This is a genomic window from Myceligenerans pegani, from assembly GCF_014892515.1.
In the GTDB taxonomy this organism is placed as follows: domain Bacteria; phylum Actinomycetota; class Actinomycetes; order Actinomycetales; family Cellulomonadaceae; genus Myceligenerans; species Myceligenerans pegani.
The window spans coordinates 1-16,321 of sequence record NZ_JADBGR010000076.1 but is presented as its reverse complement, the minus strand read 5'-3'; the positions used below and the strand labels follow the sequence as shown (position 1 = coordinate 16,321).

The following is a 16,321-nucleotide window of genomic DNA, read 5'->3' as shown; positions in this document are numbered from 1 at the left end:
GCGACGAAGTCGGTGCCCAGTTCCTTGTCCTGCTCCTCGAAGGCGGCCACGGCCCAGTCACCCATGATGTTGAACGCGGCGGTCCCGTCGATCACCTGCTGGGTGGCCTCCGGCCAGTCCAGACCGTCACGGTCCTCGTTGGTGAACGACATGATCGTCTCGAAGTCCTCCAACGCACCGGTCACCTCCTCCGAGGTCCAGTCCGTCGACCCGTCCCACAGACCCGAGTACGCCTCCGGACCGAGGTCGGCCAGCAGCACGGTCTCCAGCAGGTGCACCTGCGTCCAGGTGGTGGCCACCGAGATCGGCGTCACACCCTCCTCCTGCAGGGTCTCCAGGTCCGCGATGAACGCGTCCAGATCCGCGTACTCCGCGCTCGGGTCCAGGCCCGCGTCCTCCAGCACGGTCGGGTTGGCCCACATGACGTTGGCGCGGTGGATGTTGGACGGGATGGAGTAGATCGCCCCGTCCTCAGTCGACAGACGCTCCACCAGATCGGCCGGGAACACGTCCCTGAGGCCGAACTCGTCGTAGAGGCCCGACACGTCCTCGATCTGGGCCGCGTCGATGTAGTCCTGCAGCTCGGCACCCGCGTGCGCCTGGAACGTGTCCGGCGGGTCCTGCGCCTGCAACCGGGTCTGCAGCAGATCCTTGGCCGCCGACCCCGCACCACCCGCGACCGCACCGTTGACGAACTCCGTGTCCGGGTGCTGCTCCTGGAAGACACCCACCAGCGCGTCCAGGCCCGCCTTCTCCGAACCCGCCGCCCACCAGGTGAACACCTCCACCTGGCTGGCATCACCCTCGGCCCCGGACCCACCCTCGCCCGAGTCACCGCCGCTGCCACCGCCGCACCCGGCGAGCGTCATACCCAGCACGGCGGCCGAAGCCACCACACCGGCGGACTTCTTGTTGATTCGCATCTCGTGTCCCTCAAACCTTCGTTGGTCGTTGGATCGACCCGTCCCCGTGGTGCCACGATCCCGGGGGAGGACAGCGGTACGTCAGGAGACGGTCGGGCGTCTGAGGCGCCCGAGAACCGCGCCCTATCAAACGAGCATCCGGCCTTGATGTCAAGAAGTGAACGCAAGGTTGCCCCGCTGGTGAGACTCCGTTCATGGCATGTACTCAATGCGTCGCGCCGCCCTCAAGACCCGCGATCTCGCAGATCGGCGCAGCTGAGCGGTCTATTGTGTGGCTGTGCGCGCGGATCGGGTGACCCCGGGTTCGCAGACCTCACTCCGTGAGGCCAACCGAGCCCGGATCGTGAGCGCCGTCCAGCAGCGTGGGTCGCTCACGCAGATCGAGCTGGCCGGCGTCACCGGGCTGTCCCCGGCTACGATCTCCAACATCGTCAAGGAGCTCTCGGCGGCCGGCGTCCTCGCCACCGCGCAGTCCGTCCGCAACGGCCGCCGCGCACTCCAGGTCACGCTCGCGCGCAATCTCGGGCTCGTCGCGGGAGTCCGGTTCGGCGTGCGATCGATGAGCGTCGCGCTGGCCGACGCCTCGATGCGCGTCCTCGCGGAACAGCGCATGCCCCTCGCCGCCGACCACCGCGCCGACGCGGGGGTGCGTCGCACCGCGCTGCTGGTCACCGAGATGATCGAGTCCGTCGGCGCGTCCCCCGACGAACTCCTCGCCGTCGGCGTCGGCGTGCCCGTCCCGGTCGACCCCGCCAGCGGCGAGGTGGTCACGCTGGGCATGATGCGCGGCTGGGACGGCGTCGACGTCGCGGCGCTCTTCCAGGCCGAGCTCGGCGTGCCGGTCACCGTGGACAACGAGGCCACGCTCGCGGCGATCGCCGAGTACCGGTACGGGGCCGGCCAGGGCCACGACTCGGTCGCCTACGTGCGCGTCTCGCACGGCGTGGGGGCGGGGCTCGTCATCGGCGGGCACGCCGTCCGCGGCCGGGCCGGCGTCGCGGGCGAGATCGGGCACGTGTCGGTCGACGAGAACGGCCCCGTCTGCCGCTGCGGCAACCGGGGCTGCCTGGAGATGCTCGTCGGGGCGTCCAGCCTGCTCGGGATGCTGCCCGCCGGAACCGGCCACCTCACGCTCGCCGACCTCGTCGCGCGCGCGACGAACGGCGACCCGGGGTGCCGCCGGGTGGTGTACGACGCCGGCCGCCACCTGGGCGTGGCGCTGGCGAACCTGTGCAACATCGTCGACCCGGCGATCGTCGTCGTCGGCGGGCAGCTGGTGGAGGTGGGCGACCTCCTGCTCGACCCGCTGCGGACCTCGCTCGGCCAGCGGGTCGTGGCCACGTCGCGGGGGCCGGTTGACGTCGTGCCCTCCGAACTCGGCGGATCGGCCGGCGTCCGCGGCGCGCTGGCGGTGGCGCTCGACTCGGCGAGGTCCGCGGGGGCACTGGGCGTGGTGGGATCATGATCGTGCGACGACGGAGAGGGAGCGACGTGTCACGAGGCCTGCGGCGACGGGCGGTCCGGACGGCCGCCATGCTCACGGCCGTCGCCTCCGTGGCGATGTCCGCGTGCGCCGCTCCCGGTGGCGCCGCCGAGGCTCCCGAGGGCACCGTCGGTCTCCTGCTGCCCGAGGCCCAGACGGCACGCTACGAGGCGTCCGACCGCCCCACGTTCGCGCGGGTGGTCGAGACGCGGTGTCCGGGGTGCGACGTGCTCTACGCGAACGCCGGCCAGGACGTCGCCAGTCAGCAGGAGCAGGCCGAGTCGATGCTCGTCCGCGGCGCCGACGTGCTCGTGCTCGGCGCCGTCGACACGGTGGCGGCCGTCGGCATCGTCGAGGAGGCGCACCGGCTCGGCGCGAAGGTGATCGCGTACGACCGTTTCGTCGAGGGCGCGGACTACTACGTCTCCTACGACTACGAGTTCCTCGGCTACCTCATGGGATCGGCGCTGGCCGGAGCCCTCGACCCGGACGTCGAGCCAGGCCTGACCACCATCGAGGCCCGGGCCGCCGCGGGAGGGGGCGACCCGGACGGCGGGGGGCCTGGCGTGCTGCTCGTGCACGGCGCGATCACCGACCCGAACTCGCGCGCGATCGCGGACGGCGCCCGCCGCGCGCTCGAACCCACCGAGGTCGAGGTCCTTGCCGACTACTACACGCCGGACTGGAGCCCCGACAAGGCCACCGAATGGGTCGAGGCGATGCTCACCCGCTACCGCGGCCAGGTCGACGGCATCCTGGCGGCGAGCGACGGCGTCGCGGGCGGGGCCGTCGCCGCGGCCAAGGCGGCCGGGCTCGACCCGGTGCCGCCGACGACCGGCCAGGACGGCGAGCTGTCGGCGGTGCAGCGCATCGTCGCGGGGGACCAGTACATGACGATCTACAAGGCCACCGACCAGCAGGCGGCCACCGCCGCGGAGCTCGCCGTGCGGGTGCTGCGCGGGGAGGCCCCGCGCACCACCGCCGTCACGGACGGCGTCCCCACCCTGCTGCTCGCGCCGCGCGCGGTCGGGGCGGACGACATCGAGCACGTCATCGTCGACGGGCGGGTGTACACGACCGAACAGATCTGCACCCCGTCGTACCGGGCGGCGTGCGAGGCGCGCGGTCTCGTCGGCGGGGCCCAGGAGGAACGAGGATGAGAGAGCCCACCGAGCCGGGCCCCACGCCCCTGCGCGCCACGGCGGCTCCCGCCGGGCCGGGAGGCGCGTCCCCCCGCGCCTCGTCCGCGTCCGCCGAGCCGGGCTCCACGCTCCCGCGCGTCTCGTCGGCCCCGGTGGTGTCGCTGCGCGGGGTCAGCAAGCGGTTCGGCGGCGTGCGGGCGCTCGTCGACGTCGACGTGGACGTCCACGAGCACGAGGTGCTCGCCGTGGTGGGGGACAACGGCGCGGGCAAGTCGACGCTCGCGGGCGTCCTCGCCGGCGCCCACCGCCCCGACTCGGGGCAGGTGCTGGTCGACGGCGTGCCGGTGGTGCTGGACTCGCCGGCGGCGGCCCGCGCCCTCGGGATCGCGACCGTGTTCCAGGAACTGGCGCTGGTGAACGACCTCGACGTGGTCGAGAACCTCTTCCTCGGGCACGAGGTCGGCAGCGGCGTGTTCCTCGACGAGGTGGAGATGGAACGCCGCGCCTGGCAGGTGCTCGACCAGCTCGCCGCGAGCGTCCCCTCGGTGCGTGACCCGGTGCGGACCCTGTCGGGCGGGCAGCGGCAGGTGATCGCCGTGGCGCGGGCGCTGCTCGGCTCGCCGCGCGTCGTCGTCCTGGACGAGCCGACGGCGTCGCTCGGCGTGCGGCAGACGGCGGAGGTGCTCAACCTGATCACCCGGCTGCGTGCCCGGGGACACGCCGTCGTGCTCATCAGCCATCAGGCCGGCGACCTGCAGGCCGTGGCCGACAGGATCCTGGTCCTGCGACTCGGACGCGTGCACGGCGCCTATACGGGCGAGACCTCGTACGAGGACCTGCTCGCGGCGATGACGGGCGCGGTGCGCCCGGGTTCGGGGACGCCGATGAAGGCCGATCAGGCGCGCGGGAGCGGGACAGGCAGATGAACAGAGACGGGACGCGTGGAGGCGGGCGCACGCTGGCCGCGGTCGACCCGGCGCCGGCCGAGGCCGGGTCGCGGGCCGCCCTGCGGCAGTGGTTCCACGGCGAGCACGGCGTGGCGCCGATCGTCGTCGGCCTGGCGCTCGTGTGGGTGGTGCTCGCGGCGATCGAGCCGGACTTCCTCTCGGCGGAGAACCTGGTCAACCTCACGCTGCAGAGCGTGCCCGTCGGGGTCATCGCGCTCGGCGTGGTGCTGGTGCTCCTGGTCGGGCAGATCGACCTCTCGGTCGGCTCGGTGAGCGGCCTGGCCGCCGCGATCGTGGCCGTCGGTACGGTGACGGCGGGCTGGCCGTTCGCCGTCGGCGTCCTCGTGGCCCTGGCCTGCGGCCTGGCCGTCGGCCTCGTCTACGGCGTGCTGTCGACCCGGCTCGGGCTGCCGAGCTTCGTGATCACCCTGGCCGGGCTGCTCTTCTTCGCGGGCGTGCAGCTCCGCGTGCTCGGGCCGCTCGGGTCGATCAACCTGCCCTTCGAGTCGTGGTTCGTGCGCGCGATCCAGCAGGGATTCCTCGAGCCCGGCGTGGCGTGGGCGCTCGTGGCCGTATGGATCCTGGCCTACCTCGGCATGCAGGTCTGGGTGCGTGAGCGCCGTCGCCGGGCGGACCTGTCGTGCGTGCCGTGGTCGCAGATCGCGCTGCGGACAGGAGCTCTCGCCCTGGTCCTGGCGGCGGCGGTCGGCTACCTCTCCACGGCCCGGGGCGTGGGGTACTCGGTGGTCCTGTTCGTGGTGCTGGTGATCGTCGCGGACGTGGCACTGCGGCGGACGCGGTGGGGACGCTCGGTGCGCGCGGTGGGCAGCGACCGGCGAGCCGCGCTGCTCTCGGGCGTGGCCGTGCACCGGACCGTGATCTCGTGCTTCATGGCCTGCTCGACGCTCGCGGCGCTGGGCGGGATCCTGGCGGCGGGGCGGCTGGGCGCCGCGAACCAGGGCACCGGCGGGGCCGACACCTACCTGACAGCGATCGCCGCCGCCGTCATCGGCGGGACGAGCCTGTTCGGCGGCCGGGGCAGTGCGTGGTCGGCGCTGCTGGGCGTGCTCGTGATCCAGTCCGTCGCGAACGGGCTCACGCTGCTCGACCTGGACCAGGCGACACGTTTCATGGTGACCGGCGCGGTGCTCCTGGGTGCGATCATCGTCGACATGCTGGTGCGTCGCCGGCGTCAGGAGGCATGAGGATGTCGGTGCAGGGAGCGCGTCGGCCCACGCTCGCGGGTGTGGCGGAGCGCGCGGGGGTGAGCCTGAAGACGGCCTCCCGCGTGCTGAACGGCGAGCCGAACGTGGCGGAGGCGACGCGGGAGCGGGTACGCGCCGCGGCGACGGCGCTCGGCTTCCGCCGCAACGCGGTCGCGGCGGACCTCGCCCGGGGCGGCGCGTCGCGGCTGCTCGGGTTCATCTCCGGGGACATCGCGAACCCGTTCTACTCGGCGCTCGCCAGCGGGATCGAGCGCGTGGCGCGGGACAACGACATGCACCTGATCACGACGTCGTGCGAGGAGGATCCGGAGCGGGAGCGCCTGCTCACGGAGGAGCTGCTCGAACGTCGTGTCGGCGGGCTCGTGGTGACGCCCGCGACGGGAGACCACGCCCTGCTCGCCGGCGAGCTCGCCGCGGGCACCCCTGTGGTCTTCGTGGACCGGCCGGCCTCCGGGCTGGAGGCGGACACGGTGGTCATCGACAACCGGGGCGGCATCCGCGCGGCGGTGCGGCACCTGAGCGACCACGGGCACCGGAGGATCGCGTTCGTCGGCGACAACCCGGAGGTGTGGACGTTCCGCGAGCGGCAGGCGGCGTTCCTCGCGGTCATGGCCGAGCTGGGGAACGAGGGCGCGGAGCGCTGGGTACGGTCGGGTGCGCACGACGCGGGCGAGGCGCGGTCGCTGGTCGCCGCGCTGCTGGAGGGGCCCGAGCCGCCGACGGCGGTGCTCGCCGAGAACAACCGCGTCACGGCGGGAGCCCTGCGTGCGCTCGGCGACGCTCCCGGCGGAGAGGACGTCGCGCTGGTGGGGTTCGACGACTTCGACCTGGCGGACGTGCTGGGCGTGACCGTGGTGTCGTACGACGCGGTGGAGATGGGGCGCCGTGCCGCGGAGCTGGCGACCACGCCGCACGACCCGTCGGCGCCCGCTCGCACGGTCACGCTGGAGACCCGCCTGATCCCGCGAGGAACGGGCGAACGCCCGCCCCGCGGATGAGCGCGGTCGGTCACTCCGTGACTGATCGGCACCTCGATCCGCCGATCACTCACGGTCGGACCGATCAGCGGCGCGGTCGGTCGTGCCATGACCGACCGCGAACCCCGACGCCCGGCCTGACCTCCTCCCGTTGACAGCACTGCCCGTCACGTCTACGTTCACTTCTCGAACGCAAGATTGACAGCGGTGTCAGAAGATCGAGGGAGATCCCATGTCACGAGTCCCCACCCGGCGCCACCGGCGCCGGGGAGTACTTTCCGCGAGTGTGGCTCTCGCGCTGATCGCGCAGGGCACCGCGGGCTTCGTCGCCCCCGCGGGCGCCGCCGCCGCGCCCGGCGACTTCACGAGCTCGTTCGAGGAGTCCGACGCCGTGCCGCTCGAGTCGACGCCCGCCGAGCGCGACGGCGAGCCGTGGCACCACAACGTCGGCGAGTTCGTGTACCGGCTCCCGGGCAGCATTCTCGACTCGGTGTCCGAGGCGACCGCCAGCGGCGAGAACCTTCCCAACGAGGGCGTGGACAAGATCGTCGACGCCGAACCGTCCACCAAGTGGCTCGTGTTCGAGCCCACGGGCTGGGTCACCTACGAGCTGTCCGAGCCGACGTCCGTCGTCGCCTACTCGCTGACCTCGGCCAACGACTTCGACGGACGCGACCCGCAGGCCTGGACGCTGCAGGGCTCGTCCGACGGCGAGACCTGGGCCGACATCGACCAGCGCGCCGGTGTCACCTTCCCCGAGCGCTTCGAGCGGCAGGTCTTCGAGCTCGACGCCCCGAGCGGCGAGTTCCGGTACTTCCGCCTCGACGTGACCGAGAACCACGGCGACCCCATCCTGCAGATCGCCGACTGGGATCTGTCGGTCGACCTGACCCCGCCGGAGACGTCCTCCGTGCCGATGACGACCGCCGTCGGCGACGGGCCGGAATCGGCGTCCTGGACCAGCCGTCCCCGTGTCGGGTTCGACGGCCTGCGAGCGCTGCGGTACTCGGGCTCGCACCTGGCGGACGGCCCGGCGTACGCGACGAACGTGCTGTACGACGACGTCGACATCGCCGTCGGACCCGACACGCGCCTGAGCTACAAGATCTTCCCGGAGCTCCTGCGGGACCTCGCCTACCCGTCGACGTACGCCGCGATGGACCTGCGGTTCACCGACGGCACGTTCCTGTCCGAGCTGGGCGCCGAGGACTCGCACGGGACCGCCGCCACCGCGGCCGGCCAGGGCGCCGGCAAGATCCTCTACGCGGACCAGTGGAACTCGGTGCGGGTCGACGTCGGTGCGGTCGCCGAGGGCAGGACGATCGACCAGATCCTGGTCGGCTACGACAACGACGCCGGCGAGGCCGGCACCCTCTTCTCCGGCTGGCTCGACGACGTCGCCGTCGAGGCGAGCCCCGAGGTCATCGACGGCTCCAGCCACCTGAACTTCGTCGACACCCGCCGCGGCACCCACTCCTCGGGCGGCTTCTCGCGCGGGAACAACATCCCGGCCACGGCGGTACCGAACGGCTTCAACTTCTACGTGCCGATGACGAACGCGGCGACGGACAGGTGGCTGTACGAGTACCAGACCGCCACCGACGACCGGAACCGGCCGGTCCTCGAGGGCATCGGGATCTCGCACGAGCCCAGCCCGTGGATGGGGGACCGGAACCAGCTCGCGTTCCAGCCCGCCGTAGGCGCCGGCACGCCGGACGCGGGGCTGGACGCGCGCGGCCTGCCGTTCGACCACGACGACGAGACGGCGCGCCCCGACTACTACGGCGTGGAGTTCGCCGACGGCCAGTCCGTCGAGGTCGCTCCCGCCGACCACTCCGCCGTGCTGCGCTTCGGCTTCCCGGCGGACGCCGCCGACGGCACCGGGCACGTGCTCGTCGACCAGGTCCTGGGAGAGTCGAGCCTGGACATCGACGCCGCCACCGGAACGCTGAGCGGCTGGGTCGAGGGCGGCAGCGGACTGTCCGTGGGCCGCACCCGCATGTATGTCGCGGGCACGTTCGACCGCGCCCCGACCACCGTCGGGCAGGCCGACGGCGACCGCGAGGCGGCCCGCTACGCCACGTTCGACGTGTCGCAGGACGACACCGTCGAACTGCGCGTCGCCACCTCGTTCATCGGGCTCGAGCAGGCGCGCGCCAACCTCGGCCTGGAGGTCGCGGACCGATCCTTCGAGGAGGTGCGCGCCGACGCCGCGGCGCAGTGGGAGGAGCGCCTGTCGGTGATCGAGGTCGAGGGCGCGAGCGAGGACGAGCTCGTCACGCTGTACTCCAACCTCTACCGGCTCAACCTGTACCCGAACTCGCAGTTCGAGAACACGGGAACGGCCGAGGAGCCCCGCTACCGGTATGCCAGCCCGGTCAGCGAGCCGTCCGGCGAGCCGACCGACACGGAGACCAACGCCCGGATCGTCGACGGCAAGATCTACGTGAACAACGGCTTCTGGGACACCTACCGCACCGCCTGGCCGGCCTACTCGTTCCTGTACCCGGACCTGGCGGCCGAGCTCGTCGACGGGTTCGTGCAGCAGTACCGGGACGGCGGCTGGGTCGCGCGCTGGTCGTCACCGGGCTACGCCGACCTGATGACCGGCACCAGTTCCGACGTCGCCTTCGCGGACGCCTACCTCAAGGGCTCGCTGCCGACCGAGCAGGCGCTCGACGCGTACGACGCCGCGCTGAAGAACGCCACCGTCGCGCCGACCAGTTCCGCCGTCGGACGCAAGGGCCTGGAGGTGTCGCCGTACCTGGGCTTCACGCCCGAGTCCACGCACGAGTCCGTGTCCTGGGGCCTGGAGGGCCTGATCAACGACTTCGGCATCGGGAACATGGCCAAGGCGCTCTCCAGGGACCGGGAGGTCCCGCGCGAGCGGCGCAAGCAGCTGCGCGAGGAGTCGAGGTACTTCCTGGAGCGCGCCACGCACTACGTGGGATCGTTCAACCCGGAGACCGAGTTCTTCGCGACGCGGCACGCCGACGGCGAGTTCGTCATCGCGCCCGAGGACTACGACCCGCGGGTCTGGGGCAACGGCTACACGGAGACCAGCGGCTGGAACTTCGCGTTCCACGCGCCGCAGGACCCGAACGGACTGGCGAACCTGTACGGCGGCACCGACGGGCTCGAGGCGAAGCTCGACGAGTTCTTCGCGACCCCGGAGGAGGCCAAGTACACCGGCAGCTACAACGGGGTCATCCACGAGATGCGGGAGGCGCGCGACGTGCGCCTCGGCCAGTGGGGGATGAGCAACCAGGTCTCGCACCACATCCCGTGGCTGTACGACGCCGTGGGCGCGCCGCACAAGACGCAGGAGATCGTCCGCGAGGTCATGCGGCGGCTCTTCGTGGGCAGCGAGATCGGGCAGGGCTACCCGGGCGACGAGGACAACGGCGAGATGTCGTCGTGGTGGATCTTCGCCGCGCTCGGCTTCTACCCGCTGCAGGTCGGCTCGGCCGAGTACGCCGTCGGCTCGCCCCTGTTCGAGAAGGCGACGGTGCACCTGCCCGACGGCGACCTGGTGATCAACGCGCACGGCAACTCCGACGAGAACGTGTACGTGCAGTCCCTCCGGGTCGACGGCCGGCGGACCTCGTCGACGTCGCTGTCCCAGAAGGACCTGTCCGGCGGCGCGCGGCTCGACTTCGTCATGGGGTCCGAGCCGTCCGGCTGGGGCACCGGGCGCCGGGACGCCCTGCCGTCGCTCACCGGCGGCGGCGAGCCGCCGGAGCCGGTCGAGGACGTGACGCCGTCCGGCACCGTGGTGGTCGACGACGGGACGACGCCGCACGCGCTGGTGGACGACACCTCCGCCACCCGGACCGGCTTCTCCTCGGCGACGCCCACCCTCACCTGGGAGGGCGACGGTGAGCGGCCGGACCTGGTGGGCTACACGCTCACGTCCGGCGAGGCCGGGACGGCCACGCCGAGCGCCTGGCGGCTCGAGGGTTCGAACGACGGCCGGAGGTGGCGGACGCTCGACGAACGCTCGGGCGAGGAGTTCCGCTGGGCGCGGCAGCTGCGTCCGTTCGAGATCGACCGGCACCGGGACTACGCCCAGGTGCGTCTGGTGATCGAGGAGGTCTCGGGTGCGGGCGAGCTCGCGCTCGCGGAGTTCGAGCTGCTGGCGGAGCCGGACGGTGGCCGGGGCCACGGTCATGGTCCGGGGCACGGTCACGGCCGGACCGCGGACACGGCGGCGACGTCGGCCGACCTGGCCGACGACGTCGAGATGTCAGCGGTGCCGCAGTGCACCGACGGTGCCGCGGCCCTGACCGTCGTTCTCGGCAACACGGGGGACACCGCGGCGACCGTCGCGATCGAGTCCGACCTCGGCGCCGAGACGGTGACGCTGAAGCCCGGCGACGACCGGCTGGTCACGCTGGAGCCGGGCATCACCTCGTTCGGGGCGGGCGCCGTCGCCGCGACCGTCTCGGGTGCGGGGCCGGACGCGACCCCGCTCCGGCCGGCCGTGTACGCCCAGGCGGAGTGCTGACCGGCTGAGTGCTGTTCGGCTGAGCTCTGCTGCGCGCCGCCCCGGGCCAGGTGTGACCTGGCCCGGGGCGGCGCGCCGTGCGGCTCAGCGCAACTGAGGTGGGTTCAGCAGGGCCGCGGAGGCTCTTCGGGGCCGGACCAGTGGGTGCAGGGCCCTGATGAACGTGAGTCAGTAGCGGAGCCCCACCGTCACCAGATCCTGACGCGCTCCTCCGGGGGCAGGTAGAGGGCGTCGCCCGGGACCGTGCCGTACGTCTCGTGGAACTCGTCCACGTTCCGCAGCACGCCGTTGCAGCGGAACTCGTTGGGGGAGTGCGGGTCGACGGCGATCCGCCGCACGACCTCCTCGTCGCGCCCCTTGGACTGCCACACCTGCGCCCAGCCGAGGAAGATCCGCTCCAGCGCGCCGAGCCCGTCGATCTCCGGCGCCTCCGACAGCGGCTTGCCGAGCGCGATGCGGTACGCCTTGATCGCGATCGACAGGCCGCCCAGGTCGCCGATGTTCTCCCCGATCGTCAACGAGCCGTTGACGTGGACGTCCGCGTGCTCCTCGGTGTCGAGCTGCGCGGGGCGGAACGCGTCGTACTGCGCGATGAGCGCGCTGGTGCGCTTCTCGAACTCGTCGCGGTCCGCGTCCGACCACCAGTTCTCGAGGCGGCCGTCGCCGTCGTACTTGGAACCCTGGTCGTCGAAGCCGTGGCCGATCTCGTGCCCGATGACGCCGCCGATCCCGCCGAAGTTCACGGCGTCGTCGGCCTCGGGGTCGAAGAACGGCGGCTGCAGGATCGCGGCCGGGAACACGATCTCGTTCATGCCCGGGTTGTAGTAGGCGTTGACCGTCTGCGGCGTCATGAACCACTCCTCGCGGTCCAGCGGTCGGCCGATCTTGCCGAGCTCGTGGTCCTGGTCGAACGCGTTGGAACGGCACACGTTCCCCACCAGGTCCGCCGGGTCCACCGTGAGGCCCGAGTAGTCGCGCCACTTGGTCGGGTAGCCCACCTTGGGGGTGAACTTCTCCAGTTTGACCAGGGCCTTCGCCCGGGTCTCCGGCGTCATCCAGTCGAGGTTCTCGATGGACTCCCGGTAGGCCGCCACGAGGGCCTCCACGAGCCGGTCCATCTTCTCCTTGTGCTCCGGCGGGAAGTGCCGCGCCACGTACTCCGCGCCGACGACCTCCCCGAGCGCGCCCTCGACCAGCGACACGCCGCGCTTCCACCGCTCGCGCACCTCCTGGGCGCCGGTGAGCACGCGGCCGTAGAAGTCGAAGTTCGCCTCGACGATCTCGTCGGTCAGGTACGGCGCGCGGGCCGTGACCAGGTGGTACGACATCCACAGCTGCCAGTCCAGCAGGGAGACGTCGTGCCAGAGCGAGGCGAACCCCGCGGCGTAGGTGGGCTCGCGGACCACGATCTGGTCGAGCGCGCCCAGCGGGGCGCCGAGCGCCTCGACCCAGCGCCGCCAGTCGAACCCGGGCGCGCTCTCGGCCAGCTCGGCGAGGGTCATCGGATTGTAGGTAAGCGTGGCGTCGCGCCGCTTGACCACGTCCCAGTGGTGCTCCGCGAGACGGGCCTCGAGCTCGACGACGCGCGCGGCGGCGTCCTCAGGGCTGATGCCCCACGTGGTGGAGACGTCCGCGAACCCGAGCATGCGCGCCACGTGCGGCTCGTACTTCCTGCGGATGGGCGCGTACTGGTCGTCGTGGTAGTACGACTCGTCGGGCAGCCCGATCCCGGACTGCGTCAGGTAGACGACGTAGCGCTCGGTGTCCTTGGCATCGTTGTCCACCCAGAAGCCGACGGCGCGCGCCCCGCCCGTGCGTTGCAGCGTGCCCAGCACGCGCGTGAGGTCGTCGAGATTCGCGGCGTCACGGATCAGCGCGAGATCGCCGGCCAGTGGCGCGGTGCCGAGCGCCTCGATGCGCTCGGTGTCCATGAAGCTCGCGTACAGGTCACCGATCGGGGACCCGGCGGGAGCGTCCGTGATGATCTCGCGGACGTGCTCCTCCGCCTGGTCGTGCAGGGCACGGAACGCGCCGTCCATCGCACGGTCGGCGGGGATCTCGTGGGTGTCGATCCAGCGGCCGTTCACGTGGCGGTACAGGTCGTCCTGCGGACGGACTCCGGGGTCGAGGGCGTCGAGGTCGATTCCCGACTTCATCGGGGCGGATTCGGTCGTCGTCATGGCGCCAGCGTACGCGCGGTGCGGGGCGTCCGACCGGTTGCCAAATCTGGTCGCCGACAGTGGGGCCATGGCGTCTCTGCGTGGAGCAGACCGGATCGGTAACACATAGATGAACAAGATGAACCTCTCAGGACAGTGTTGACTGCTGACCCAGGCCCAGTTAGCATCATAACGGAAACATCAGACATAACGGATTTGGAGGGGTTATGCCCAGATGGGACATGCGCACGGTGGTGGCGATGATCGCCGTTGCCTGTGTGGGAGTCGTTGCACTGATTTCGCCGACCGCGGCGAGCGCGAGTGTCGAGCCGGGACCGTCTGAAACCGTCCAACCTTTGGCGGCGGCAGACGAGGCTCGCGTTCAGCGGAACCTTGAGGAACTCGGTATCGACGACACGACGGGTTCGCGCCTGTTGTCGATGCTACAGAGGGGCGAACTCCCTGGCTCCGCGACAGGGGAGGACGAGATCGATTCGTGGACCGAGAAGCGTGATGGTGGGATCGCCACCGTTCTTGAGTACGCCGACGGATCGCGAAGGATCGTAGGGGTGCGACCGGTGGATCCTGGAGTGGAGGCATTGGTCACTCACAATTGTGAGGAGCCGCAGGGGGCCGGGTACTGGGTCTGGGGGCCATGCGAGATCTACTCGCAGGACATGATCTCGTACGCAGGCTTTACGGCCTCCTGGGTTTACACAGCGGATCACGAGAGATTTCCTGCGGAAATCAGAGATCCGGTTGGCGAGACCTGTTATGGGGTCTTCATTACTGTCACTGAATGCGAGCTTGACATCGAGCGTCTAGTTGCGGACCCTCCTCTCCCTGCGCGGGTCACGCTCGACTACACCTGGGAAGCTCTTGACGGTATTGCGGGTGGTAGCGGGTCGTTCTGGCTGAACGTTGAACCTGGCTACTGGTACATCGACGAGAGTCAGGGCTAGCAGGTCCTAGAAGAGTGTGGACGCATGTCATTGCTTGATGACATGCGTCCACGCCCGTGTTACGATTCGACCGTCGATTCCATCTCGTGGAGGACAGTTTGATCAATCTATCATTCTGGCAGTCAGTAATTCTGATCGGTGTGATCTTGATTATGATTGTCATCCTAATCTCGGTTGCAATTCTACTGGCGTCTGCAGCTAGAAGTGCGTTGATGCGTCGTAACTCACGAGTTGAGGTACGAAAAAGTGGGGATTCACCTTCGGATGCCGATTTGTGAGGAATTTCGAGAGGCGGCAATCCCTGTGATAGCGGCCTAGGTGGAATCTGAACTCTGCGGCAGAGATAGCGTATCCCAGGTGCTGAGAACGGCGGGAGCCTTACTGCGCGATGCTGGAGGATGTGACCATGCACTTGCACATCGCCGCTGACCACGCCGGGTTCGAGCTCAAGGCCCACCTGGTGCAGCACCTGACCGACGCCGGCCACCGGGTCACCGACCACGGCGCCCACGAGTTCGACCCGCAGGACGACTACCCGTCGTTCTGCCTCGCCGCCGGCGAGGGCGTGGTCGCGGAGCCGGGCTCGCTCGGCATCGTGATCGGCGGTTCCGGGAACGGCGAGCAGATCGCCGCGAACAAGGTCAACGGCGTGCGTGCCTGCTTGGCGTGGTCCGTCGAGACGGCGAAGCTCGGCCGCCAGCACAACGACGCGAACGTCGTCGCCGTGGGCGGGCGGATGCACACGGTCGAGGAGGCGACGGCGATCGTCGACGCCTTCGTCGCCGAACCGTTCAGCGGGGACGAGCGGCACCAGCGCCGCATCGACCAGCTCGCGGCCTACGAGAAGTCCCGCTGACTTGCCCGAGGGCCACACCGTCCACCGCCTCGCGCGGACCCTGCGGGAGCTGTTCGACGGCGAGCGGCTGCGGGTGACGAGCCCCCAGGGCCGCTTCACCGACGGCGCGGCGCTGCTCTCCGGGCGCCGCCTGGTCGAGGTCGAGGCCTGGGGGAAGCAGCTCTTCTGCGCCTTCGTCGCCGCCGACGACGGAGCGGGCGCGGAAGCCCTGTGGCTGCGGACGCATCTCGGGCTCTACGGGGCCTGGACGTTCGCGGGCGCGCCGGGTGCCGCCGAGGTCGCGCACGCGATCGGCGCCCCGCGCAAGAGGATCGGCGAACGCGAGACGGTGCTGGGGACGAGTTCGCCGGGTGCCACGGCGGCTGCATCGCCGGCCGTCGGCGGTGCCCGGCGCGACTCGCGTCACGTGACCGCCGGGAACGACATGGTCGTCGGTGAGGGCGGTTCCGTCGGCCGTGACGTCGTCCGCGGCGAGGAGTGGCAGCCGCCCGGGCCGCGGGGGCAGGTGCGGGTGCGGCTGCTCGGGCGGCACGCCGTCGCCGATCTCACCGGGCCCGCCGCCTGCGAGGTCATCACGTCCGCCGAGAAGGACGCTGCCACCGCGCGGCTCGGGCCCGACCCGATCCGCGACGGGGAACCCGGGCACGACGCCGACCGGTTCGTCGCGAAGGCCGGCCGCTCCCGCGTGGCGATCGGGCAGCTCCTCATGGACCAGGCGGTGATCGCCGGCGTCGGCAACATCTACCGGGCCGAGGCACTGTTCCGGGCCGGAGTGGACCCGCTGCGGCCCGGCCGGGACGTCCCGGCGTCGTCGGCCCGCGCGATCTGGGACGACCTCGTCGTCCTCATGCGCGACGGCGCCCGCACGGGCGCGATCGTCACCGCCCGCCCGGAGGACCGCTCCGTGGGTGACCAGGAGGACCGCGCCGAGGGCCGGCGGAGGACCCGGCAGAATACGGACGGCACCCCCGGCGCCGTCCCCGCCGACCGGGCGTTCTACGTCTACCACCGCGACGGCCTGCCCTGCCGCGTGTGCGGCACCCCGATCCTCCTCAAGGAACTGGCGGGCCGCAACCTCTTCTGGTGCGCCACCTGCCAGGCGTGATCGGGAGTTCGGCTTGTTGTCGGGTGGCCGGCCG

11 protein-coding genes are annotated in these 16,321 nt (G+C 71.1%); 9 read left to right on the top strand and 2 right to left on the bottom strand.

What is annotated here, in order from left to right; translation table 11 throughout:
- On the bottom strand, nucleotides 1-923 hold a 923-nt coding region (locus IIE03_RS10015; protein WP_192862611.1), incomplete at its 3' end, for an ABC transporter substrate-binding protein.
- Nucleotides 924-1,266: 343 nt separating this feature from the next.
- Here IIE03_RS10015 and IIE03_RS10010 point away from each other — a divergent pair.
- The 6 genes from IIE03_RS10010 (at nucleotide 1,267) to IIE03_RS09985 (ending at nucleotide 11,205) form a co-directional block, all read left to right on the top strand.
- The gene (locus IIE03_RS10010) at nucleotides 1,267-2,388 is read left to right on the top strand and encodes an ROK family transcriptional regulator (RefSeq protein WP_192862610.1); all 1,122 of its coding nucleotides are present in this window, start codon (nucleotides 1,267-1,269) and stop codon (nucleotides 2,386-2,388) included.
- 26 nt (nucleotides 2,389-2,414) lie between these two features.
- The gene (locus IIE03_RS10005) at nucleotides 2,415-3,566 is read left to right on the top strand and encodes a substrate-binding domain-containing protein (RefSeq protein ID WP_192862609.1); all 1,152 of its coding nucleotides are present in this window, start codon (nucleotides 2,415-2,417) and stop codon (nucleotides 3,564-3,566) included.
- Complete coding sequence (locus IIE03_RS10000) at nucleotides 3,563-4,474, top strand: ATP-binding cassette domain-containing protein (protein WP_192862608.1); 912 nt, start codon at nucleotides 3,563-3,565, stop codon at nucleotides 4,472-4,474. Before IIE03_RS10005 ends, IIE03_RS10000 begins: the two co-directional genes overlap by 4 nt.
- Nucleotides 4,471-5,700 (top strand): sugar ABC transporter permease, encoded by a 1,230-nt coding sequence (locus IIE03_RS09995; RefSeq protein ID WP_192862607.1) that lies wholly within the window; start codon nucleotides 4,471-4,473, stop codon nucleotides 5,698-5,700. Before IIE03_RS10000 ends, IIE03_RS09995 begins: the two co-directional genes overlap by 4 nt.
- Before the next feature lie 2 nt (nucleotides 5,701-5,702).
- On the top strand, nucleotides 5,703-6,719 hold the full coding sequence (locus tag IIE03_RS09990; RefSeq protein WP_192862613.1) for a LacI family DNA-binding transcriptional regulator: 1,017 nt from the start codon (nucleotides 5,703-5,705) through the stop codon (nucleotides 6,717-6,719).
- A gap of 211 nt (nucleotides 6,720-6,930) precedes the next feature.
- Complete coding sequence (locus tag IIE03_RS09985) at nucleotides 6,931-11,205, top strand: GH92 family glycosyl hydrolase (RefSeq protein WP_192862606.1); 4,275 nt, start codon at nucleotides 6,931-6,933, stop codon at nucleotides 11,203-11,205.
- A gap of 188 nt (nucleotides 11,206-11,393) precedes the next feature.
- Here IIE03_RS09985 and IIE03_RS09980 read toward each other — a convergent pair whose 3' ends face one another.
- On the bottom strand, nucleotides 11,394-13,385 hold the full coding sequence (locus IIE03_RS09980; RefSeq protein ID WP_225997549.1) for a M13 family metallopeptidase: 1,992 nt from the start codon (nucleotides 13,383-13,385) through the stop codon (nucleotides 11,394-11,396).
- Nucleotides 13,386-13,624: 239 nt separating this feature from the next.
- Here IIE03_RS09980 and IIE03_RS09975 point away from each other — a divergent pair, with 239 nt between their 5' ends.
- The 3 genes from IIE03_RS09975 (at nucleotide 13,625) to IIE03_RS09965 (ending at nucleotide 16,287) form a co-directional block, all read left to right on the top strand.
- Entirely contained in the window at nucleotides 13,625-14,326 is a 702-nt protein-coding gene (locus IIE03_RS09975) for a hypothetical protein (RefSeq protein WP_192862605.1), read from the top strand.
- A 406-nt stretch (nucleotides 14,327-14,732) separates the two neighbouring features.
- Nucleotides 14,733-15,182 (top strand): ribose-5-phosphate isomerase, encoded by a 450-nt coding sequence (locus IIE03_RS09970; protein ID WP_192862604.1) that lies wholly within the window; start codon nucleotides 14,733-14,735, stop codon nucleotides 15,180-15,182.
- Between the two features lies 1 nt (nucleotide 15,183).
- Nucleotides 15,184-16,287, top strand: coding sequence for an Fpg/Nei family DNA glycosylase (locus tag IIE03_RS09965; RefSeq protein ID WP_192862603.1), 1,104 nt, complete (start codon nucleotides 15,184-15,186; stop codon nucleotides 16,285-16,287).
- Nucleotides 16,288-16,321 lie beyond the last annotated feature (34 nt).

Coding starts and splice junctions, on each gene's coding strand:
- IIE03_RS09995 (WP_192862607.1), top strand. CDS start 4,471: ATGAACAGAGACGGGACGCGTGGAGGCGGGCGCACGCTGGCCGCGGTC.
- IIE03_RS09970 (WP_192862604.1), top strand. CDS start 14,733: ATGCACTTGCACATCGCCGCTGACCACGCCGGGTTCGAGCTCAAGGCC.
- IIE03_RS10000 (WP_192862608.1), top strand. CDS start 3,563: ATGAGAGAGCCCACCGAGCCGGGCCCCACGCCCCTGCGCGCCACGGCG.
- IIE03_RS09985 (WP_192862606.1), top strand. CDS start 6,931: ATGTCACGAGTCCCCACCCGGCGCCACCGGCGCCGGGGAGTACTTTCC.
- IIE03_RS09975 (WP_192862605.1), top strand. CDS start 13,625: ATGATCGCCGTTGCCTGTGTGGGAGTCGTTGCACTGATTTCGCCGACC.
- IIE03_RS09990 (WP_192862613.1), top strand. CDS start 5,703: ATGTCGGTGCAGGGAGCGCGTCGGCCCACGCTCGCGGGTGTGGCGGAG.
- IIE03_RS09980 (WP_225997549.1), bottom strand. CDS start 13,385: ATGACGACGACCGAATCCGCCCCGATGAAGTCGGGAATCGACCTCGAC.